Genomic DNA, 21,666 nt, shown 5'->3' on the forward strand with positions numbered 1-21,666 from the left:
GTTAATCCTGCTTGGGAGAATAACCCGGGCCGATTTGCTTCCAGGCGTCGGAAATATTGAGCAGAAGAGCCTCGACCTCGGTAATAGCCTCAATGTCATTGCGCAGGTTTGCATGTAACAGACGGCGTACCATATAGTCATAAAGCGCAGAAAGGTTGTGGGGAAGTTCTCCCCCCACATCCATATTTAACCCTGCCTTCAGGCCATTTTCGATAATATTAATGGCCTTAGACAGGGCCTCGCCCTTAGCGGGAATATCCCCTTGCTCAAGGAAAAGGCGCGCCCGTATAAGCGCGCTATGGATACCGTCGAATAACATGACAACCAACTGGTGCGGGCTGGCACTCAAGACAGCAGATTCAAGACCTACCTGCTGATAGGCTTGTACACCAGATTTGCTATACATATCGGTTCCTTTCTTACTTACTGCTGAACTGTTGGTTCAAATAAGTGGCCGTACTGTTGAATTTGGTGACCAGCTTATCCAAATCGTTAAACTGCTTTTTATAGCGCGCCATCGTGGCTTCGATGGACAGCTCCATCGCGTCGTAACGTTTACCGATGGACTTAAGCGTGGCGTTGATACCGTCCTTCGCATTCTGAATAACGCCCTCTTTACCGACAGAGGTGCTCAGCATATCGGTCAGCTTGTTATTCATCTGCGTGGCGAAACCGGTCGTTTTGCCGTCACCCACAAAATAGGCCTGCACGCCAGCAGGATCTTCCGTGAGGATTTTGGTTAATTTTTTATCATCGATCTTCAGGTTGCCAATTGCGCCATCTGCACCTTTAACCGGGTCCTGCGTAATGCCAAGCTGCGCCATGATGGCATAAGAACCGCTCTGCACATTGGTCAATAAAGCACGCAGATCGGATTGTACTCCGCGGATAGTACTGTCACCCATGAGTACGCCGTTGTTCGACGACTGGGCGGTTGCACCCACCGCAGGCGGCTCATACTTGGTCAGCGAGGCAATGGTGGACTGCAGCGCGTTGTAGGCAGTCACCCATTCCGTAATGGCTTTTTTGTTGTCGTCTGTCGAGCGCGCTACCGTCAGGGTTTCATCTGCCGTGCTCGGTGCTTTCAGGGTTAACGTAACCCCTGGCAGGGCGTCAGTGATGGTATTGCTCTGGCGAACAATTTGGATACCGTTCACGTTAACGACGGCATTCTGTGACTTCACCTGCTCGTTAAGCGCGCCGCTGCCGATGACGGCATTCAGCGTATCGTCCCCGGTTACCGTTACGGTCATATCGGAATCGGTACCCGTGGTTTTGGAGGTCAGCATCAGGCGATAGTCGCCGTCGTCGGCCTTCACCACGCTTGCCGATACGCCGCCGTTGGCCGCGTTAATGGCTTTCGCAATCCCGTTCAGCGACGTGTCGCCATCGGCAAGCGTAACCGTCAGCGGCTTGCTGTCGGCTCCTGCCTGGGTGATGGTAATGGTTCGGCTGTTGGAACCGGTTGTGCCGCCTAACTGCTTTGTATTGCTGTCAATGGTGCCGGGCGCGGTCGTCAGAACCTGGCCTTTCGCAATCTTGCTGACGTTGACGGTGACATCGCCAACGTTGGCGCTGGAGGTACTGACCGCCGAGAACGCGGTGTTGGTGCTGCTAATTGACGTGGAGTTCCAGGTATCCGTTTTTGCCAGCTTGGCAGCTGCGGTTTGCAGGGTCGTCAGGGCGCTTTGCAGTTTGCCGTAACCGGTAATTTGCGCGTCGTAAGTCGTTTTCTGTTTGGCAATGGCCGTTAATTTTGTCTCTTCTGCAGCCTGGAGCTTATCGTACAGATCCTGCAGGCCGGGCATGCCCACCCCGAGATTACTGATTGTCGCCATGTAATATTCCTTCTCAATGGATGTTTCAGTCGTTTATCGGCCAGGCTGGCAAAAAGTTTACGGCGAGCCAAAAAAATTTATCGCGTAATAAGCGTGCATACAGGCAGCGTCAGGCGTCGTCATTTTGCATGTTTAAATTAGTGCTGGCGCCGGTTTAATGTAAATAAAACCTTATAAAACAATAAATTAAATATTTTCTTCGATATTTTCTAAAGTCTGCTGCCAGGGCGTCGATAACCTTGTTGACGGTGAGAGACGCCGTGAGTGTTAGGCACCGACCCTAGAAACCATTTTTGAAGGAATTAAAATTATGGCAGTTATCAATACTAACCTGTTGTCCCTGACCACTCAGAACAACCTGAACAAATCTCAGTCTTCTCTGGGCACCGCTATCGAGCGTCTGTCTTCCGGTCTGCGTATCAACAGCTCTAAAGATGACGCTGCTGGTCAGGCGATTGCAAACCGTATGAATTCTCAGATCAAAGGGATGACTCAGGCTGCACGTAACGCTAACGACGGTATCTCTCTGGTTCAGACCGCTGAAGGTAACCTGAATGAGATCAACTCCAACTTACAGCGTATCCGTGAGCTGGCTGTTCAGGCTGCGAACGATACTAACGGCACCACTGACTACACCTCAATCAGCACTGAAATCACTCAGCGTCTGGGTGAAATCGACCGTATCGCTGGCGCTGCTAACTTCAACGGCAAAAAACTGCTGGACGGTAGCCAGACTGCTTCCCTGAACATCCAGGTTGGCGCGGGTACTGGCGCTACTGATAGCATCGCTATCACCACTGGCGCACTGATCAATGCTAAAGCAACCAGCCTCGACACTGGCCTGACCGGTACTATCACCGACAACAGCACTGCTAAAGCGTTCATCACCGCCGCAGACAACGCTATCTCTAAAATTGATACCGCTCGTTCAAACATGGGTGCGATTCAGAACCGTTTCGAATCTACCATCAACAACCTGAACAACTCTATCACTAACCTGTCTGCTGCTCAGTCCCGTATCCAGGACGCTGACTACGCAACTGAAGTTTCTAACATGTCTCGCGCGCAGATCCTGCAGCAGGCTGGTACTTCCGTGCTGTCTCAGGCAAACCAGGTTCCACAGGCGATGCTGTCTCTGCTGCGTTAATAGCCGCAAAATATGTAAAAAAGGTTGCTGGAAACAGCAGCCTTTTTTTTAACTATTTATCCTTAAAAACACCCGCGCGTAATCTGCAAAATAAGGCTGCATTTAGCAGCGTTTTCCCGCCATCACCCCCCGTAGCGCAGTGGTACTCTGCCTAAAATCTCTTTATCCGGTCGTCTGACGACAGTTTACCGATGAGTTATAAGATGAGTGAATTCGCACGTAGCCGGGCTATGCGTCAGTTTTATCGGGATGTTTTTACCCGGTTTATCGATCTCCCGGAAGCCGACGTTATGCCCGCAAACATCGCGGCGGAAATCTTCAGTTTTAAGAGCGCCAATATTACCGCCCTCGAGCCGACGATCCGTGCGGCAGAAACGGGGCTGGAGGCGGAAAAAGATGCGGCCTTAAAAAATATGCTGTGCGCGATCGTGCTGGCCAACGGCGCGCTGAATGACGCCCGCACTGGCGAAGGAGAGGCATTATCCGCAGACCAGCGCGCCCGGCTTACCGAATATATCGTCTCGGCCCTAAAAGCCGACAGCAATATTAATTATCTTGTCGCCGCCATTCAGCTGTTATTCCGGGTGAATGAAATCAGTTCAGCGCTATTTTTGATAAACAATAACCTTTCGCTGGTAAGCAGCTCGGCCCCGGTACTGAAAATCCTGCTGCTGATCTGCTTAATGGAAAACGACTTCAACCAGGCGATGGTGGTGATCCAGGCGCTGACCGCGGATGCGTCGTTGATTGGCGAAGATCCCATGGCTCTGCTGATGATCGCCTGTGGGATCTACAGGCTCGGGGGCATTCCGGATTCTTACATCGATTTCCGATCGCTGAACGCAAGTGAAGGCGTGGTGAAGGCGGGAGCCTTTGAAAACTGGATTGAAAAAACCTCAGCCGGTAAAACGACGGTGTTGTTAACCTGCGATAGCGAGGAGTATTTCGAACACGCCGTACCGATGCTGTACTCCCTGTATGACACCAACCGCGACGTGCTGGATGTTCACCTGCATCTTTTTAACGGTAGCGACGCGGTTAAAGCAAGCCTGACGGCGCTTCGGGAACAGCTTCCGGAACTTAACCTCTCTGCCAGCCATGAAAAAATAGCCAGTAACGCGGACGCGTCGGTAGTCAGCGCTGCCCGTCGTATCGTTTTCCTGCGCCATGCCCTGGCGACCTTCAATACGCCCGTTATTGCCATAAACACGAATGTGCTGGTGCGCAAGCCCTGGACGGAGCCCGACGCGCCGCTGCTGCTGTTGCAGACCGAAGCCGCTCCTTTCTGGGAGGAGGTCTTTGCCGGTTTCATCTACGCCAGACCCGGCGGCGTCGCGCAGCGCTATCTCGACCGGGTGGCGCACTTTATCGACGATAACCTCGCCAGCGGCAACTACGCGCCGGGCCTGGAGCAGGTTGCACTCTTTTCCTGTCTGGACTGCCTGTCGCCAGAGGACCATCGCGCCATCACGCGAGCCGAGCGTCGCGTAATGCTGGACAGCGAGGCGGGTGAAGAGGCGTTCAGCTGGGTGACGATAAAGGAAGAAGGGTCATGTCAGGCCTATAAATCGGCGCTCATCCGCCAGTACCAGCGCTGAACCTGGCCTGTAATAACGAGAATCTGGAATAAACGTGACGACACTGTATCCCTACTATCGGGTTAGCCCTGAGTCCCTCCATGCCTCTGCGCTGCTTAATCACCTGGCTGCACCGCTGCCCGCGTTTGCCCGCGTCCTGGAGATGGGCTGCGGATCGGCAACGCGCCTGATAATGCATTCCTGGGCGTACCCCGAGAGTATCGCCATTGGCGTGGATATTGATGAAGAGGCTATCCAGAAAGGGCAGCAGCATGCCGCAGAATTAGGATGTCAGAACGTTGAGCTCTTTGCCGCGGGGTTAGGTGATTTACTGGCTGCCGATCCCGGCGAATTTGATTACATCATTATTCATCAGACCTTTGCCTTTCTGGGGAAAAGCGAGCGGGAAGCCTTGCTGAAGTGGTGTCACGCGCATTTATCGGCCAGCGGCGTTATCGCCATAAAATGGTCCGTACTGCCCGGCAGTTCTGCGCGCCTGACGCTGGGAGAAGCGTTACGGTTTCATCTTGAACGAGCAGAAGAGGGAAGCGACCTGCTGGCATCCGCCCGCGCCATGCTCAGCTTTATGCTGTTAACGCTGGAGGAGGGCCCGCTCAGGAATGAAGTCCGGCTTGCTGAAGAAATGGACGACAACGCGCTGGTTCTGGCCTACTTAAGCCCGACCGACGGAGCCTGTACGCTTGCTGACTTCAGCGCGCAGGCAGAACAGATGGGCTTGCAGTATCTGGGTGACGTACTGCCGCAGTCGGAGCTGGGAGGCTACTATAACCCGACAACGGAACGGCTGCTGGAGGCCGTCAGCGACGGTGCCAGCAGAACGATGGCACAGCAGTATCTTGACTACGCCGTGCAGCGAGAAGAACGCTTCACCCTGCTGTGTCATCTGAACGCGCTCTCGCCTCCTGCCGAACCGGATCTTGACCAGCTCAAAAACCTGCACTGGGCCGGCAGCTTTGTGCCGGTGGACGTGGATCCCGCAAAAGCGCCGCACGAATTCAGAAATAATAACGGCCGAATCATTCGTACCGACAACGCCATTATTATCCGCATCATGGAACTGCTGGGTAACGCCTGGCCAATGTCCTTAAGCTTCGAACAGCTGGTGCTCAACTGCCGTGCCCCTGAAAATCAGGAGGATTACCAGCAGACGGTATGGGAAGCCCTGAAAACGCTGTTCATGACCTGCGCTGATGGCTTCTTCTGGAGCGCCGCTCCTGGCGCATACAACGCCGCGCGGCATGATGAGCTGGTGCCGGTGGGGCGACTCCCCTCCGGGCGTCCTGCAGAGAATATCCCCCTCATGAACCTGTGGGGAGAGTGGGTCTCATTGACTCCCGACGAGTGGCATTACCTGCGGTTTGATATGAACAGGGCAGGGCAGGCGAACTGGGAACACTACTCGGCGCTGAAGATTAAAGGGTTGCTTACGGGCTCGCCGGAGGCCTGGAAAAAACAGCTCCAGCGTTTCCTGCGAGCGGGCATGCTCGACGTGCTGAAATCGCAACTTTCTCTGCTGTTGTTATTGAGCGTCGAGAGGGCGCAGGGCGGAATGCTGCTGAAAGGCAATGCCGAACCCGAATTAGCCGATCCGGCCGTCGATGCGATTTACGAGCGGGCGAACGGCCTTATTCAAAAAGGACGCTCTAAAGAGGCGCGGGAATACGCCCGCGAATTAATGGAGAAAAACCCCGACAATATTCACGTGCTTCGCTGCTACTCAAAAACGTGCGTATTGACCTCGGCCTGGGACGAGGCTCTGGCCTCGCTCTGCAGGCTGATGGGATATTATTTCTCCAGCCTTGATATCTATTACGATCTTGCCACGGTGCTCCAGCGTAAGCGTGAATTTTACGGATCCCGGCAGATCGTCCGTACCTTACTTCGCCTCAACAATAAGAATATTGACTACTGGCTCAGCCTGGCGTCGCTGCATCATGCGTATGGCGATATGTCGCTGGCAGAAAAATGCTGCAGGGAAATTATGCGCTTCCAGCACCCTGGCCCCAGCTCGCTTGGTCTTACCGGCATCGTTCTGAGTGACAATCATAAAATGGCCGAGGCGCGCTATTTCATGGAAAAGGCCGTCGAGCTCAGTAACTACAATTTTGGTTACTTCAGCAATTTACTCTTCGTGATGAGTCACGACGCCAGCGTGAAGGCGGATGAACTGCTGGAAAGGCATCTGGAATTTGGTCGTCGCGCTTCAGCCTGGGCTAAGGAGAGCGGGGTAAAGCTTGCGCTCGGCAATTCCCGGGAGCCTCAGCGCAGGCTCCGGCTCGGCTTTGTTTCCGGTGATTTGCGCAAGCACCCCGTGGCCAATTTCCTGCTGCCTTACTGGGACGCCATCAATCGTGAACAATATGATTTGGTTGCCTATAACACCCTTTTCCTCGAAGAGGATGACGTTTACTGCCACCTTCGCGAGAGCGCTACCCTGTGGCGCCAGGTGGATGCCATCAGCGATACCGAGCTGGCGAAGCTGATAGCGGAAGACGGGATCGATATTCTGTTCGATTTATCGGGCCATACCGCCTACAACCGGCTACCGGTCTTCGCCCTGCGTCCGGCCCCGATCCAGATAACCTGGATAGGCTATCCCGGCACGACCGGTATGAAGGAGATGGATTATATTCTGCTTTCATCGAGCCTGGCGCAGTCGCCGGCGCTTGAAGAACAGCTGGTGGAAAACGCGATGTTCGTCGCAACGCGTAAGAGCTTCCAGCCCCATCCGCGAAGCCCGGACATTAACCCGTTGCCCGCGCTTCGCAACGGCTATATTACGTTTGCCAGCTTTAACCGTTCTAAAAAAATAAACGACCAGGTTCTGGACGCGTGGGCCGCTATTTTACAGGGCTATCCTGAGGGTCGCTTGTTAATCGGTAACATGACCGACGCCGAAATGATCGCGGCCATGACAAAACGTCTCAGGCAGCGTGGTATTTCTCAGGACCGGCTGCTTTTCAGAGGGCTGGTCGAACTGGACGAGTACCTGGCCCTGCATCATGAAATTGATATTTTGCTCGATGCATTCCCCTACAGCGGCGGAACGACCACGCATCACGGGGCGTGGATGGGCGTGCCGACATTGACGATGAATGGCCCAACCATACCTTGCCAGCAGGGCGTCGATATTATGCGTTCTTACGGGCTGGAGCAGTTTATTGCGGCAGATGAAGCCGATTATATTTCCAGGGCCACCGGCTGGAGTAAACGTATTCCCGAGCTGGCTGAAATACGTCAGGGGATGCGGGAGCGGATCCCGGTCGACCATATACCCGATTTTAATGTTGCTGAAAACTTTGAACGGGCGCTGCGCGAAGCGTGGGGGATCTATTGCCGTGGAGAAAAACCGCATGCCTTCCTCATTGCTGAAGAGCGCGCATAAATGAACATCGCTAATAACGCAGGCCGTCTGGAAAAAATTTGCCGGTATCAATACCGAGGTACGCTATGAGTGAAATTTACGTAACCAGTCCTTTTTTGCCTCCTCTGGAAGAGTTTATCCCCTATCTGGAGCAAATATGGCAAAACAAGACCCTGACGAACGGCGGGCCTTTTCACCAGCAGCTTGAAGAAGCGCTGGCGGAATATCTTGGCGTAAAGCACCTGTCGCTGTTTGCTAACGGTACGCTGGCCTTGCTGACGGCGTTTCAGGCACTGCGTCTGAGCGGCGAGGTGATCACCACGCCTTATTCCTTTGTTGCCACCTCGCATAGCCTGCTGTGGAATGGCTTAACGCCCGTCTTCGCTGATATCGATCCGCGAACCTATAATATTAATCCGGATCGTATCGAAGAATTAATTACGCCGCATACCACGGCAATTTTACCTGTCCACTGTTACGGTATTCCTTGCGACATCGATAAAATCCAGAAAATTGCGGACGTTTACGGTTTGCGGGTTATTTATGATGCCGCACACGCCTTTAACGTGCGTAAAAATGATGTCAGTATTTTAAACCACGGCGATTTATCGATACTCAGCTTCCATGCCACCAAAGTCTTTAATACCTTTGAAGGCGGGGCGATTATATCCCAGGATCTAAAAACCAAGCAGCGCATCGACTATCTCAAGAATTTTGGCTTTGCAGGTGAAACCCGCATCGTGGCCCCGGGGATTAACGCCAAAATGAATGAAGTGGAAGCCGCGTTTGGCCTGCTTCAGCTTAAGCATATAGATAAAGCCCTGGAGGAGCGCAAGGCGCTCCATCAACGCTATTGCGACCTCCTGGAGGGGCTGGAAGGATTAACGTTCGTCGACGTGCCAGACGATGTGAGCTGGAATCACGCCTATTTTCCGGTGCTCATTGAGCCGGAATTTGGCAGAAGCCGCGATGAAGTCTATGCGCTATTCAAGGCAGATAACATTCTGACGCGCCGCTATTTCTATCCGCTGATCAGCTCCTTTGCCATGTACAGAGGTTTCCCAACGTCCGCGGAAGAGCATCTGCCTGTGGCGAACGCTATCGCCGACAAGGTGCTGTGCCTGCCTGTTTATCCGGGATTAACGTCACAGGATCAGGATCGGGTGGTGAATGCCCTGAAGCGCGCCGCGCTGCCCGGGCGGTTACCGTCTGACGAGTCAACAATACTCACGGCGCTGGCGGTATGACGATGACGCGGACTGCCATGATCCTTGACGCGGGCTTTGCCTCACTGCCCTTGCAGCAGGCCATTAAGGCGGCGGGTTTTCGCACGCTCGCCTGTAGCGGAAAAGCCCAGGACGCGGGGATGAAATATGCCGACGCGACCTGCGTGCAAAATTATGCCGACAGCGACGCCGTGCTGGCGATTGCCCGCACTGAAAAAATTACCGCGCTTTCCCCGGGCGTAACCGACGTCTCTTACCTGTCTGGCTGTCGGGTCGCGCAGGCGCTGGGCCTTCCAGGCTTCGACGAGCCCGACGTCAGCGATCTTCTCTTTCTTAAGGACCGTTTCAGGAAATGGGCCAGCGCCCAGGGATACCCTATCCCGCAGGCCGCCGGCAGCCTTCAGGAGGCGCGCGCTATGGCGTTTCCCCTGCTGGTTAAACCCGTTGATGCCTACAGCGGAAAGGGGATTTCACTGATTCATCAGCCGTCAGAGCTGGATGAGGCGGTAAATATCGCCCGTGCGGCATCGGCAGGAGGGGAGTGCGTCATTGAAACGTTCTGCCAGGGGGCCCTGTACAGTCACTCCGCCTTTATCCGGGGTGGGCAAATCGTCTGCGAATTTTTTGTCGATGAGTACTGCACGGTCTACCCGTGGCAGGTGAATAGCAGCTGCCTGAGCGTCAACCTCAGCGAGCCGATGCGCGATCGCATCAGCGAGTGCATGCAGGCCATCGTCAGTGATTTGAATCTGGTAGACGGTTTGTTGCATACCCAGCTTATCGCTGACGAAGAGGCGTTTTGGCTGATTGAGGTTACCCGCCGCTGCCCCGGCGATCTCTACTCGAAGCTGATTGAGTTCTCAACGGGCATAGATTATTGCCGCGAATTTGTCGCCCCCTTTATCGGTGAGCAGAGCGCGTTCGCGCACCGGCGACCGGCGCGCCAGCGCTACATTGCGCGCCATACGGTCTCCAGCGAACGGCAAAGCCGTTTCTTCGGCTTTAGCTACGCCTCGCTGCCGGCCACGGTCATGCAGGTTGTCCCGCTTAAACAGCCGGGCGATGAACTCGGGCCTGCCCCCGGGGATCGCGCCGGGCTGGTATTTGCGGAGTTTACCGAACTTACTGCCATGGCGCGCTACACGCCGCAGCTAAAAAACTATTTCTCTTTTACTACGTTGTAAGGACCGGATTATGAACAGGCCGCTGTCACTCGGATTTATCGGCGGTGGGATCAATTCCGCCATCGGCTTGACCCACAAAATCGCCAGCCAAATGGATGGACATTTCCAGCTCACGGCGGGCTGCTTTAGCCGCGATGTATCCCTGAACCAGCAGACGGGGCGGGCCTGGGGGCTTAACGACGAGTCCATTTACACCAGCGCGGTTACCCTGCTGGAAGAACAGCACGCGCGGCTGGATGCCGTTGTTATCCTGACGCCTACGCCGGCCCACCGTGAAATTATCATGGCCGCTCTGGAGTACGGGCTGCCGGTTATCAGTGAAAAAGCGTTGGTTGCCAACGCGGGCGACGCGCGGGATATCGCCCGGCGCGTGGCGGACATGAAAGGGCAACTGTACGTCACCTATAACTACACCGGTTATCCCATGGTTCGCGAACTGCGCGAGCGCCTGCTCAACGGCGAGCTGGGCAAAATTCAGCACGTCATGGTTGAAATGCCGCAGGAAGGGTTTATTCGCAGCCGTGAGGATGGCAGCGTGCCGCAGCCTCAGGAATGGCGACGCGTTGACGGGGACATTCCCACCGTTTCGCTCGACCTTGGTGTCCATGTTCACCAGCTGGTGGAGTTTCTGACGGACAGGCAAGCCGAAGATGTCTATGCGATCAACAGCACCTTTGCGCGCGTATCGGACGTTGTCGATACGGTGAACCTGGTGTCCCGCTATGGCGACGATATGGTTTGCAACTACTGGTATGGCAAAGCGGCGCTCGGTTACCGCAACGGCCTGCGCATCCGCATCTATGGATCGCTTGGCAGCGCGGAGTGGCTGCAGATGGAACCCGAATATCTCCGTCTTGCCGATGAACACGGCAACGTGCGGCTTATCGACCGCACGGCGGGAGATAACAGGGTGGCTAATCAGCCGCGCTATTGTCGTTTTAAGGCCGGGCATCCCGCCGGTTTTATCGAGGCGTTTGCTAACTATTACGCCGACATCGCCGCCAGCTTACGCGGTGAGCCTACAGGATACAGCCTCAGCTGCGATACCGCCGTTCGCGGCCTGGAGTTTCTCGAAAAAGCGCAGCAGAGCGCGGTGACGTCTGCGAAAGTCGATTTGCATCGTTAACAAAGGTTTAGCTGAGGACCACATGACATTACTGGAACAAATACAGGGCTACGATAATCACTTCGTTGAAAGCATCCGCACTATGCATGCCAGCGGTCTTCCGCTGGTGCTGTACGGCGCAGGCTGCCTCGGGCAGATGACCGCGGAATTTATGTTCCGGGAAAATATGCCTCTCGATAAGGTGGCATTAAACCGACAGTACCTGACCGAGGGCATGACCTTCCACGGCCTGCCGGTGGTGGCGATTGAAGATCTCATTGAACAGCCCGGCGAATTTAACTGTATCGTGGCGCTACAGTACGTAAGCGAAGCGTTGCAGGACGAATTACGTCGCGGTGGCGCCAACGTGCTGGTATACGATCCCGCGTTTATCGGCGTAAGCACCCGTCTATGGTATACCCCGTCGTTTTGCGCCGGGCATAGCGACGTCCTCGAAGAGGTCTATGCAGGCCTGGCAGACGAACGTTCAAGAGAAACGCTGGTCGCATTCCTGAAGCAGCGTCTGAGCGCAACGCGTGGCTTTTACCAGACGGTCTACGAGCCAGCGCACTATTTCCCTGCCGATGTTCTCCGTCTACAGGATAACGAAGTCTTCATCGATTGCGGTGCCTACAATGGCGACAGCATCGGCGCGTTTATGCAGGAAGTGGAGCGCCAGCAGGTCGCGATGCCGGAAAAAATTGTCGGTTTCGAACCGGATGCCGGTAATTATGCTCAGCTTTGTGACAATACGCGTCAGTGGCCATTCTGCCAGCCGGTGCAAAAAGGGGTATGGGATAATAAAACCGTTCTCTCTTTTCAGTCGGGAAATGCCCTCTCTTCACGCCTTGTGGAGCAAAGCAGCAATACCGTCACCATTGAGCTGGACAGCATCGATAATATCCTCCAGGGCGGTAAAGCCACATTTATAAAAATGGATGTCGAAGGGGCAGAGCTTAAAGCACTGGAGGGCGCCGCTGAGACTATTCGGACCTGGCAGCCGCTGCTGGCAATTAGCCTTTATCATAAACCGGAAGATCTGCTGACTATTCCGCAATATATTCAGTCACTCAGCGCAGATTACGCCTTTTATCTTCGCGGCCATCATCCGGAACTGGCTTTTGAACTGGTTTTATATGCTGTGCCAGCGTCGAGGATTATAAAGTAATAGGCAAATAACCCCCCATTTCACCCATTATTCATCCAATTGATTACCCTCCAGAATCGGATAATCATGCCGATAACTCAACTAACGCAGGGCTGTTTATCGTGAATTCACTCTATACCGCTGAAGGTGTAATGGATAAACACTCGCTGTGGCAGCGTTATGTTCCGCTGGTGCGTCACGAAGCATTGCGCCTCCAGGTGCGTTTGCCGGCGAGCGTGGAACTGGACGATCTGCTGCAGGCGGGCGGTATCGGGTTATTGAATGCAGTTGACCGGTACGACGCTCTGCAAGGAACGGCATTTACGACTTACGCAGTGCAGCGTATTCGTGGTGCGATGCTGGACGAGCTGCGCAGCCGCGACTGGGTGCCGCGCAGCGTTCGCCGCAACGCCCGTGAAGTGGCGCATGCAATGGGGCAGCTGGAACAGGAGCTTGGGCGCAACGCGACGGAAACGGAAGTGGCGGAACGCCTGGGCATACCTGTTGAAGAGTATCGCCAGATGTTGCTCGATACCAACAACAGCCAACTCTTTTCTTACGACGAGTGGCGCGAAGAGCATGGCGATAGCATCGAGCTGGTGACGGATGAACATCAGCAAGAAAACCCGTTACACCATTTACTGGAAGGTAATTTACGCCAGCGCGTGATGGAAGCGATTGAAGCGTTACCGGAACGTGAACAACTGGTGTTGACGCTCTATTACCAGGAGGAGCTCAATCTCAAAGAGATTGGCGCCGTGCTGGAGGTGGGGGAGTCACGGGTGAGCCAGCTGCACAGCCAGGCCATTAAACGTCTGCGCACAAAACTGGGTAAGTTATAGGTGATTGATTCACCTGAAAAATGCCGCACAACGTATTGACAACCAGGAGTTATCATGACGGTGCAGCAATCAAAAAGACGGCCTTTAAGCCGCTACCTGAAAGACTTTAAACACAGCCAGACGCATTGCGCCCACTGTAAAAAACTACTCGACCGCATCACGCTGGTTCGTCGCGGCGAAATTGTGAATAAGATAGCGATTTCCCGCCTCGACACGCTGATGGATGAAGCCGCCTGGCTTGAAGAGCAAAAAGAGTGGGTGGCGCTTTGCCGTTTCTGTGGCGATCTCCACTGCAAAGAGCAAAGCGACTTCTTTGATATTATCGGCTTCAAGCAATTCCTGTTTGAACAAACCGAGATGAGCCACGGCACCGTGCGGGAATACGTCGTTCGCCTGCGTCGCCTTGGTCAGCACCTGACCCTGCAAAATATCTCCAGGGATCTGCTGACAACCGGCTATCTGGATGAAAATCTCGAGCCGTGGCTGCCTGCCACCAGCACCAACAACTACCGCATCGCGCTGCGCAAGTACGCCCAGTATAAAGTCCAGATGCCGGGCGTCATGAAGCAGAAAGTCCGCGCCGGAACAACTTCTGATATATATTAAAAAAGAATAAGATGTAGCGCAGCCGCCTTTGACGTTGCAGGCGATTTCTCTACACTACTCAAAAATTCCACTGTATCGGGGTACTTATGAAATTAGCACTTCTGGGTCGTCAGGCGCTGATGGGGATGATGGCCGTTGCGCTGGTCGCGGGTATGAGCGTGAAAACGTTCGCAGCAGAAAATCTGCTCAACAAAGTCAAAGAGCGCGGCACGCTGCTGGTGGGGCTGGAAGGAACCTATCCTCCGTTTAGCTTCCAGGGTGATGACGGCAAGCTGACCGGTTTTGAAGTGGAGTTTGCGCAGGAGCTGGCAAAACATCTCGGCGTGAAAGCCTCCCTGAAACCGACCAAATGGGACGGTATGCTGGCGTCGCTGGACTCCAAACGCATTGACGTAGTGATTAACCAGGTGACCATTTCTGACGAGCGCAAGAAGAAGTACGACTTCTCCACGCCGTACACCGTGTCCGGTATCCAGGCGCTGGTGAAGAAAGGTAACGAAGGCAGCATTAAAACCGCGGCGGATCTGAAAGGTAAGAAAGTCGGCGTGGGTCTGGGCACTAACTACGAAGAGTGGCTGCGCCAGAACGTGCAGGGCGTGGACATCCGCACGTATGATGATGACCCGACTAAATACCAGGATCTGCGCGTAGGCCGTATTGACGCCATTCTGGTCGATCGCCTGGCCGCGCTGGACCTGGTGAAGAAAACCAATAACACCCTGGCCGTTGCGGGCGAGCCGTTCTCCCGCCAGGAGTCCGGCGTGGCGGTGCGTAAAGGCAACGACGACCTGCTGAAGGCCATCGACGGTGCGCTTGCTGAAATGCAGAAAGACGGCAGCCTGAAGGCGCTTTCCGAGAAGTGGTTCGGCGCAGACGTGACCAAGTAAGTCTCTGACCGATAAAAAAAGGCGCTTTTAAAAGCGCCTTTTTTATTTCTCGCGCGTCTGCGTGCATAATGAAATAACAATTGTTTGCGTGACCGGAGGAATCATGTCACTACAGAATTTAACGCGCTTTCCCCGTCTGGAATTTATTGGCGCACCCACGCCGCTGGAGTACCTGCCGCGATTTTCTGACTATCTTGGGCGCGATATTTTCATCAAGCGTGACGATGTGACGCCAGTGGCGATGGGCGGAAATAAGCTGCGCAAGCTGGAGTTTCTCGCCGCCGATGCCCTGCGCGAGGGCGCGGACACGCTGGTCACCGCAGGGGCCATCCAGTCCAACCACGTTCGCCAGACCGCCGCCGTGGCGGCAAAGCTGGGCCTGCACTGCGTCGCCCTGCTGGAGAACCCGATCGGCACGCGGGCAGAGAATTACCTGACTAACGGTAACCGGCTGCTTCTGGATCTGTTTAATGTGCAGGTCGAAATGGTCGATGCGTTGACCGACCCGACCGCGCAGCTTGACGAGCTCGCAACGCGGCTGGAAGCGCAGGGGTTCCGCCCCTACGTTATTCCCGTGGGCGGCTCGAACGCGCTGGGCGCCCTCGGCTATGTCGAGAGCGCGCTGGAGATCGCTCAGCAGTGTGAAGGCGCGGTGAGCCTATCCTCGGTGGTGGTGGCCTCCGGCAGTGCAGGAACCCATGCGGGATTAGCGGTCGGGCTTGAGCAGCTGATGCCGGACGTTGAGCTGATTGGCGTCACGGTTTCCAGAAGCGTGGCGGATCAAAAGCCAAAAGTCGTCACGCTGCAGCAGGCGGTGGCAGAACAGCTTGAGCTGGAGGCGAAGGCAGAAGTTACGCTGTGGGATGACTATTTTGCCCCTGGCTATGGCACCCCAAACGATGAAGGGATGGAGGCCGTTAAGCTGCTGGCTCGCCTTGAGGGTATTCTGCTGGATCCGGTCTATACCGGTAAGGCAATGGCTGGCCTGATCGACGGCATTGCCCGCAAGCGCTTTAAGGATGAAGGACCGATTTTGTTTGTTCATACCGGCGGGGCGCCTGCGCTGTTTGCCTATCATCCTCACGTCTAAAAATCAGGTAGAAAAATAATAATGCAAGAAAGTATACAACTGGTTATTGATTCCCTGCCGTTTCTGCTTAAAGGGGCCGTGTTTACCCTGCAGCTGAGTATCGGCGGAATGTTCTTCGGGCTGGTACTCGGGTTTATTCTGGCGCTGATGCGCATGTCGAACATCTTGCCGGTGCGGTGGCTGGCGCGGTTTTACATCTCCGTATTCCGCGGAACGCCGCTTATCGCCCAGCTGTTTATGATTTACTACGGGCTGCCGCAGTTCGGCATCGAGCTGGATCCTGTTCCGGCGGCGATGATAGGTTTGTCGCTAAATACGGCGGCGTATACGTCTGAAACGCTGCGTGCGGCAATCTCCTCTATCGATAAGGGGCAGTGGGAAGCGGCGGCCAGCATCGGGATGACCCCGTGGCAGACGTTGCGCCGGGCGATTCTGCCGCAGGCGGCGCGCGTGGCGCTTCCTCCGCTGAGCAACAGCTTTATTAGCCTGGTAAAAGACACCTCGCTTGCGGCCACCATCCAGGTGCCGGAACTGTTCCGTCAGGCGCAGCTGATCACCTCGCGTACCCTTGAAGTGTTTACCATGTATCTGGCGGCCTCGCTGATTTACTGGGTGATGGCGACGGTGCTCTCCGCCCTGCAAAACTATTTTGAAAACCAGCTTAACCGCCAGGAGCGTGATCCAAAATGAGTGCAATTGACGTTAAAAACCTGGTGAAAAAGTTCCACGGGCAAACGGTGCTGCATGGAATCGACCTTGAGGTCGCGCAGGGCGAAGTGGTGGCGATTATCGGCCCAAGCGGGTCAGGGAAAACCACGCTGCTGCGCAGCATCAATCTTCTGGAGCAGCCGGAGGGCGGGACGATCCGCGTGGGCGATATCACCATTGATACCGGCAAAACCATCAGTCAGCAAAAAGGGTTGATTCGTCGCCTGCGTCAGCACGTTGGCTTCGTATTCCAGAGCTTTAATCTTTTCCCTCACCGCACGGTGCTGGAAAACATCATTGAAGGCCCGGTCATCGTTAAGGGTGAACCCCGGGAAGAAGCGACCGCCCGCGCCCGTGAACTGCTGGCGAAAGTTGGGCTGGCCGGTAAAGAGACAAGCTATCCGCGTCGTCTTTCCGGTGGTCAGCAGCAGCGTGTCGCCATAGCCCGCGCGCTGGCGATGTGCCCGGACGTAATCCTCTTCGATGAACCTACATCGGCGCTCGATCCCGAGCTGGTGGGGGAAGTGCTGAACACCATCCGACAGCTGGCGCAGGAAAAACGCACGATGGTGATTGTGACCCATGAAATGAGCTTTGCCCGCGACGTTGCCGATCGGGCTATCTTCATGGATCAGGGGCGAATTGTAGAGCAGGGGCCCGCTAAGGATCTGTTCGCCAATCCGCAGCAGCCGCGCACGCGCCAGTTCCTTGAAAAATTCTTAATGCAGTAGCATTTTCACACGCAATTTGCTCCAGATGTTCCTTCTGGAGCAAATTATCTTCCCTTAAAGCCTTTTCTGGTGCTTTTTTATTCCACCGAATTCGGATAAGCCCTCGCCAAATTAAAGATAATCTGCTCGGCGCCGACATTTTATATAAATTATCGTGATTTATGTGTTAGGTTATATTCACCATAATTATGATTATCTTTTATCAGAGGCTTCATTCAGAAGGTATGAGGGATATAGACTTTTTCACCTGGCGACGGGAATGCTTTCTCCGGTTTCAGGAAATGACCTGTGCCGACGAGGTATATCAGGAACTTCAGCGGCAAACGCAGGCGCTAGACTTCGATTATTATGCGCTTTGCGTTCGACATCCTGTGCCATTTACCCGCCCGCGTACGTCCGTCCACTCCACTTATCCGCAGCAGTGGATGGCGCAATATCAGTCCGAGAATTATTTCTCCATCGATCCGGTGCTTAAGCCCGAGAATTTCATACAGGGCCATTTGCCCTGGACGGATGAATTATTCACGGATGCCCAGCAATTATGGGACGGGGCGCGGGATCACGGTTTACGTAAAGGAATAACGCAGTGCATGATGTTGCCAAATCATGCGCTTGGGTTCCTCTCCGTGTCGCGTACCAGCCTGCAGGCAAGCGCAATATCCAGCGAAGAAGTGGAGCTGCGTCTGCAAATGCTGGTTCAGATGGCGTTAACCTCACTGCTTCGTTTTGAGGATGAGATGGTGATGCCGCCGGAAATGAAATTCAGCAAGCGTGAGCGGGAAATTCTGAAGTGGACAGCGGAAGGGAAAACGTCGGCAGAGATCGCTATTATTCTCTCCATCTCGGAAAATACGGTGAATTTCCATCAGAAGAATATGCAGAAGAAATTCAACGCGCCGAATAAAACCCAGATAGCGTGTTATGCCGCAGCGACGGGGCTTATCTGACTGATATCACGTTCTGCGTGTCAGACGAGAAAACGGCTGAATGCTCTGCATCCAGCCGTTTTTGTTACTGGCGGTAGGCTTGTTTAATTTGCTTAACCGTATTGGCAAAAACAGCGGATTCCGCCCGATCTTCCATCTGCGCGATCTGTTTTTCCATTTTAATGATCACACGTCCAGCATCAGCCTGGCCCATCGCCTGTAACATAAGCGTCAGCAGCGACTTCAGGCAGTTTACTTCCTGTGCCAGTTCCTGGTTATTCTCGGCAGTGGCAAATTCAGGTGTGCTCATTTATTTTCCTCATTATAAAACAGCGCTTGAGCGCGACGATGAAAGTTAAGGCGGCGGAGTATACCACAAGCCGCGGCAAAAAATGCAGTGGTTGTTTTTTATACTTTTCCAGGTATTGATTATTGGTTCGCGCGGATTATGAAGGTAATCTGTCCAATATGTTAGCGACAATTAAATGTTTATCACCGGTTCGCCATTCGTTAATTGTTGTTACAAAAAAATGAGAGCATTTTTTAGTTTGCGTTAACAAATGTTTTGGTAACTTTTTGAATGCTGGTGCTTAAAAATAGCGGCAAAAGCCCAGCGTGCGCGGGTTTTCTTTCCAGTTGCTGTACAGCCTAATTTCCAAAAACGAGACCACAATCGTATAGCCGATTTTTTAGCGTTTTAAACTTGGATGGAAAACCGCTAATATAAGCGGAATTAGCAGTCAGTAGCGTTATCCCTATTCTGGAGACATTTCCTTTGATCAACGTCCTTCTTGTTGATGACCACGAACTGGTGCGCGCAGGGATACGTCGCATTCTTGAAGATATAAAGGGTATTAAAGTTGCCGGCGAGGCATGCTGTGGCGAAGATGCCGTAAAATGGTGTCGCGCTAACTCAGCAGACGTGGTGCTGATGGATATGAACATGCCCGGAATCGGCGGGCTTGAAGCCACGCGTAAAATCGCCCGCATGTTCGTTGACACAAAAGTCATCATGCTGACCGTCCATACCGAAAATCCGCTCCCGGCCAGGGTTATGCAGGCAGGGGCTGCCGGATATCTCAGCAAAGGTGCCGCGCCGCAGGAGGTCGTTAATGCGATCCGTTCCGTCTATGCAGGTCAGCGGTACATTGCTTCAGACATTGCTCAACAGATGGCGCTGAGTCAGATTGAACCGGAAAAAACGGAATCTCCGTTCGCCAGTTTGTCTGAGCGTGAATTGCAGATTATGCTGATGATCACTAAAGGTCAGAAGGTGAATGAGATTTCAGAGCAGCTGAATCTCAGCCCGAAAACGGTCAACAGCTATCGCTATCGTATGTTCAGTAAACTGAACATACACGGTGATGTCGAACTGACTCATCTGGCCATTCGCCATGGTTTGTGCAATGCGGAGTCGTTAATAAGTCAGTGAGTGAAGCGTTCGATTCAAAAGCATTTCTGAAAACCGTCACCAGCCAGCCGGGCGTCTACCGAATGTACGACGCTGGCGGTACGGTTATCTATGTCGGTAAGGCAAAAGATCTGAAAAAACGCCTTTCCAGCTATTTCCGCAGCAATCTTGCCTCTCGTAAAACCGAAGCACTGGTCGCACTCATCCACAACATTGATGTCACCGTGACGCACACGGAAACGGAAGCGCTGCTGCTTGAGCACAACTATATCAAGCTGTATCAGCCGCGCTACAACGTTCTGCTGCGCGATGATAAGTCCTACCCGTTTATCTTCCTGAGCGGTGATACCCATCCTCGCCTGGCGATGCATCGTGGCGCTAAGCATGCGAAGGGTGAATACTTTGGCCCTTTCCCGAACGGTTATGCCGTACGCGAAACGCTGGCCCTGTTGCAAAAAATCTTCCCCGTTCGCCAGTGTGAAAACAGCGTCTACCGCAACCGTTCCCGGCCGTGCCTGCAATATCAGATTGGCCGCTGCCTGGGGCCGTGCGTCGAAGGGCTGGTAAGTGAAGAAGAGTATGCGCAGCAGGTTGAGTACGTGCGCCTGTTTTTAGCCGGTAAAGACGATCAGGTGCTGACGCAGCTGATTGCCCGCATGGAGAAAGCCAGCGCGGGGCTGGAGTTTGAGGAAGCCGCGCGCATCCGCGATCAGATCCAGGCGGTGCGCAGAGTCACCGAGAAGCAGTTTGTCTCCAACACGGGCGACGACCTCGACGTTATCGGCGTTGCCTTTGACGCCGGTCTGGCCTGTGTCCACGTGCTGTTTATTCGTCAGGGCAAGGTGCTCGGCAGCCGCAGCTACTTCCCGAAGGTGCCGGGCGGCACCGAACTGGGGGAAGTGGTGGAAACCTTCGTCGGCCAGTTCTATTTGCAGGGCAGCCAGATGCGTACGCTGCCGTCTGAGATCCTGCTCGACTTCACCCTCGACGACAAAACGCTGCTGGCGGATTCGCTTTCTGAGCTGGCCGGTCGCCGGGTGAACGTGCAGACGAAACCGCGCGGCGATCGCGCCCGCTATCTGAAGCTGGCGCGAACCAATGCCGCCACGGCGCTGACCACCAAACTTTCTCAGCAGTCCACCGTCAGCCAGCGCTTAACCGCGCTCGCTACGCTGCTCAAGCTGCCTGAAGTGAAGCGTATGGAATGCTTCGACATCAGCCATACCATGGGCGAGCAGACCGTGGCGTCGTGCGTGGTCTTTGATGCCAACGGTCCGCTGCGGGCAGAGTATCGTCGGTATAACATCACCGGCATTACCCCGGGCGACGATTACGCCGCCATGAACCAGGTGCTGCGCCGCCGCTATGGTAAAGCGATCGAAGAGAGCAAAATTCCTGACGTTATACTTATCGACGGCGGGAAAGGGCAGCTTGGACAGGCGAAGGCGGTATTTGAATCGCTCGACGTGGAGTGGGATAAAAACCATCCGCTGCTGTTAGGGGTGGCGAAAGGGGCGGATCGTAAAGCGGGTCTGGAGACGCTGTTCTTCGAGCCGGAAGGGGAGGGCTTCAGCCTGCCGCCTGATTCTCCTGCGCTGCACGTGATCCAGCATATCCGCGATGAGTCGCACGATCACGCCATCAGCGGACACCGGAAAAAACGGGCGAAAGTGAAAAATACCAGTACCCTTGAGACTATCGAAGGCGTCGGGCCAAAACGTCGCCAGATGCTGTTGAAGTACATGGGCGGATTGCAAGGATTACTCAATGCCAGCATGGAGGAAATTGCAAAAGTGCCGGGTATTTCGCAAGGGCTGGCAGAAAAGATCTACTACTCGTTGAAACATTGAGGGCTC

At 54.3% G+C, this 21,666-nt stretch carries 20 protein-coding genes; 16 read left to right on the plus strand and 4 right to left on the minus strand.

The window, feature by feature from the left end:
* Position 1: 1 nt before the first annotated feature.
* Together fliS and fliD are read right to left on the minus strand one after the other, a co-directional pair.
* Positions 2-406 carry a flagellar export chaperone FliS gene (fliS, locus tag HWQ14_RS13465; protein WP_148418143.1) on the minus strand — a complete coding sequence of 135 codons (405 nt, stop codon included), beginning with the start codon at positions 404-406 and terminating at the stop codon, positions 2-4.
* Positions 407-419: 13 nt separating this feature from the next.
* Positions 420-1,838, minus strand: a complete 1,419-nt coding sequence (fliD, locus tag HWQ14_RS13470; RefSeq protein ID WP_148418142.1) for a flagellar filament capping protein FliD — start codon at positions 1,836-1,838, stop codon at positions 420-422.
* Between the two features lie 310 nt (positions 1,839-2,148).
* On the opposite strand from fliD, the gene HWQ14_RS13475 reads away from it, so the two are divergent.
* The 14 genes from HWQ14_RS13475 (at position 2,149) to sdiA (ending at position 18,420) form a co-directional block, all read left to right on the plus strand.
* Positions 2,149-2,985 (plus strand): flagellin, encoded by an 837-nt coding sequence (locus HWQ14_RS13475; RefSeq protein ID WP_047652381.1) that lies wholly within the window; start codon positions 2,149-2,151, stop codon positions 2,983-2,985.
* A gap of 203 nt (positions 2,986-3,188) precedes the next feature.
* The gene (locus HWQ14_RS13480; RefSeq protein WP_176609998.1) at positions 3,189-4,583 is read left to right on the plus strand and encodes a hypothetical protein; all 1,395 of its coding nucleotides are present in this window, start codon (positions 3,189-3,191) and stop codon (positions 4,581-4,583) included.
* A gap of 34 nt (positions 4,584-4,617) precedes the next feature.
* Positions 4,618-7,968, plus strand: coding sequence for a bifunctional class I SAM-dependent methyltransferase/glycosyltransferase (locus HWQ14_RS13485; RefSeq protein ID WP_245166395.1), 3,351 nt, complete (start codon positions 4,618-4,620; stop codon positions 7,966-7,968).
* 65 nt (positions 7,969-8,033) lie between these two features.
* Positions 8,034-9,194, plus strand: a complete 1,161-nt coding sequence (locus tag HWQ14_RS13490) for a DegT/DnrJ/EryC1/StrS family aminotransferase (RefSeq protein ID WP_148418139.1) — start codon at positions 8,034-8,036, stop codon at positions 9,192-9,194.
* 2 nt (positions 9,195-9,196) lie between these two features.
* Positions 9,197-10,357: an ATP-grasp domain-containing protein gene (locus HWQ14_RS13495; protein ID WP_245166396.1), complete on the plus strand. Its 1,161-nt coding sequence runs from the start codon at positions 9,197-9,199 to the stop codon at positions 10,355-10,357.
* A gap of 10 nt (positions 10,358-10,367) precedes the next feature.
* A complete protein-coding gene (locus HWQ14_RS13500) occupies positions 10,368-11,483 on the plus strand; it encodes a Gfo/Idh/MocA family protein (RefSeq protein ID WP_176610000.1) in 1,116 nt (371 codons plus the stop codon).
* A gap of 22 nt (positions 11,484-11,505) precedes the next feature.
* Positions 11,506-12,630, plus strand: coding sequence for an FkbM family methyltransferase (locus HWQ14_RS13505; RefSeq protein ID WP_176610001.1), 1,125 nt, complete (start codon positions 11,506-11,508; stop codon positions 12,628-12,630).
* 101 nt (positions 12,631-12,731) lie between these two features.
* On the plus strand, positions 12,732-13,451 hold the full coding sequence (locus HWQ14_RS13510) for an RNA polymerase sigma factor FliA (RefSeq protein WP_003859623.1): 720 nt from the start codon (positions 12,732-12,734) through the stop codon (positions 13,449-13,451).
* A 54-nt stretch (positions 13,452-13,505) separates the two neighbouring features.
* Positions 13,506-14,057, plus strand: coding sequence for a flagella biosynthesis regulatory protein FliZ (gene fliZ, locus HWQ14_RS13515; protein ID WP_176610002.1), 552 nt, complete (start codon positions 13,506-13,508; stop codon positions 14,055-14,057).
* Between the two features lie 86 nt (positions 14,058-14,143).
* On the plus strand, positions 14,144-14,944 hold the full coding sequence (gene tcyJ, locus HWQ14_RS13520) for a cystine ABC transporter substrate-binding protein (RefSeq protein WP_176610003.1): 801 nt from the start codon (positions 14,144-14,146) through the stop codon (positions 14,942-14,944).
* Between the two features lie 103 nt (positions 14,945-15,047).
* The gene (gene dcyD, locus HWQ14_RS13525; RefSeq protein ID WP_148418133.1) at positions 15,048-16,034 is read left to right on the plus strand and encodes a D-cysteine desulfhydrase; all 987 of its coding nucleotides are present in this window, start codon (positions 15,048-15,050) and stop codon (positions 16,032-16,034) included.
* Positions 16,035-16,055: 21 nt separating this feature from the next.
* Positions 16,056-16,724 carry a cystine ABC transporter permease gene (tcyL, locus tag HWQ14_RS13530; protein WP_176610004.1) on the plus strand — a complete coding sequence of 223 codons (669 nt, stop codon included), beginning with the start codon at positions 16,056-16,058 and terminating at the stop codon, positions 16,722-16,724.
* The gene (gene tcyN / locus HWQ14_RS13535; RefSeq protein ID WP_176610005.1) at positions 16,721-17,473 is read left to right on the plus strand and encodes an L-cystine ABC transporter ATP-binding protein TcyN; all 753 of its coding nucleotides are present in this window, start codon (positions 16,721-16,723) and stop codon (positions 17,471-17,473) included. Before tcyL ends, tcyN begins: the two co-directional genes overlap by 4 nt.
* Before the next feature lie 224 nt (positions 17,474-17,697).
* A complete protein-coding gene (gene sdiA / locus HWQ14_RS13540) occupies positions 17,698-18,420 on the plus strand; it encodes a transcriptional regulator SdiA (RefSeq protein WP_148418289.1) in 723 nt (240 codons plus the stop codon).
* Positions 18,421-18,484: 64 nt separating this feature from the next.
* Here the strand turns inward: sdiA and HWQ14_RS13545 are convergent, their stop codons facing one another.
* Complete coding sequence (locus HWQ14_RS13545) at positions 18,485-18,709, minus strand: DUF2594 family protein (protein WP_148418130.1); 225 nt, start codon at positions 18,707-18,709, stop codon at positions 18,485-18,487.
* Entirely contained in the window at positions 18,696-18,776 is an 81-nt protein-coding gene (locus tag HWQ14_RS23450) for a hypothetical protein (RefSeq protein WP_420712946.1), read from the minus strand. The genes HWQ14_RS13545 and HWQ14_RS23450 overlap by 14 nt, the downstream gene beginning before the upstream one ends.
* Before the next feature lie 398 nt (positions 18,777-19,174).
* Between HWQ14_RS23450 and uvrY the strand changes: the two genes are divergently transcribed.
* Both uvrY and uvrC read left to right on the plus strand, forming a co-directional pair.
* Complete coding sequence (gene uvrY / locus HWQ14_RS13550) at positions 19,175-19,831, plus strand: UvrY/SirA/GacA family response regulator transcription factor (protein WP_148418129.1); 657 nt, start codon at positions 19,175-19,177, stop codon at positions 19,829-19,831.
* Positions 19,828-21,660, plus strand: a complete 1,833-nt coding sequence (uvrC, locus tag HWQ14_RS13555; protein WP_107533295.1) for an excinuclease ABC subunit UvrC — start codon at positions 19,828-19,830, stop codon at positions 21,658-21,660. Before uvrY ends, uvrC begins: the two co-directional genes overlap by 4 nt.
* Positions 21,661-21,666: the final 6 nt, after the last annotated feature.

The sequence above is a fragment of the Enterobacter cloacae genome (genome assembly GCF_013375935.1).
Lineage (GTDB): Bacteria > Pseudomonadota > Gammaproteobacteria > Enterobacterales > Enterobacteriaceae > Enterobacter > Enterobacter pasteurii.

Bases quoted from the DNA above. Each gene is read 5' to 3' on its own strand.
- fliS (WP_148418143.1), bottom strand. From the start codon at position 406: ATGTATAGCAAATCTGGTGTACAAGCCTATCAGCAGGTAGGTCTTGAA.
- fliD (WP_148418142.1), bottom strand. From the start codon at position 1,838: ATGGCGACAATCAGTAATCTCGGGGTGGGCATGCCCGGCCTGCAGGAT.
- HWQ14_RS13475 (WP_047652381.1), top strand. From the start codon at position 2,149: ATGGCAGTTATCAATACTAACCTGTTGTCCCTGACCACTCAGAACAAC.
- HWQ14_RS13480 (WP_176609998.1), top strand. From the start codon at position 3,189: ATGAGTGAATTCGCACGTAGCCGGGCTATGCGTCAGTTTTATCGGGAT.
- HWQ14_RS13490 (WP_148418139.1), top strand. From the start codon at position 8,034: ATGAGTGAAATTTACGTAACCAGTCCTTTTTTGCCTCCTCTGGAAGAG.
- HWQ14_RS13495 (WP_245166396.1), top strand. From the start codon at position 9,197: ATGACGCGGACTGCCATGATCCTTGACGCGGGCTTTGCCTCACTGCCC.
- HWQ14_RS13500 (WP_176610000.1), top strand. From the start codon at position 10,368: ATGAACAGGCCGCTGTCACTCGGATTTATCGGCGGTGGGATCAATTCC.
- HWQ14_RS13505 (WP_176610001.1), top strand. From the start codon at position 11,506: ATGACATTACTGGAACAAATACAGGGCTACGATAATCACTTCGTTGAA.
- fliZ (WP_176610002.1), top strand. From the start codon at position 13,506: ATGACGGTGCAGCAATCAAAAAGACGGCCTTTAAGCCGCTACCTGAAA.
- tcyJ (WP_176610003.1), top strand. From the start codon at position 14,144: ATGAAATTAGCACTTCTGGGTCGTCAGGCGCTGATGGGGATGATGGCC.
- dcyD (WP_148418133.1), top strand. From the start codon at position 15,048: ATGTCACTACAGAATTTAACGCGCTTTCCCCGTCTGGAATTTATTGGC.
- tcyL (WP_176610004.1), top strand. From the start codon at position 16,056: ATGCAAGAAAGTATACAACTGGTTATTGATTCCCTGCCGTTTCTGCTT.
- tcyN (WP_176610005.1), top strand. From the start codon at position 16,721: ATGAGTGCAATTGACGTTAAAAACCTGGTGAAAAAGTTCCACGGGCAA.
- sdiA (WP_148418289.1), top strand. From the start codon at position 17,698: ATGAGGGATATAGACTTTTTCACCTGGCGACGGGAATGCTTTCTCCGG.
- HWQ14_RS13545 (WP_148418130.1), bottom strand. From the start codon at position 18,709: ATGAGCACACCTGAATTTGCCACTGCCGAGAATAACCAGGAACTGGCA.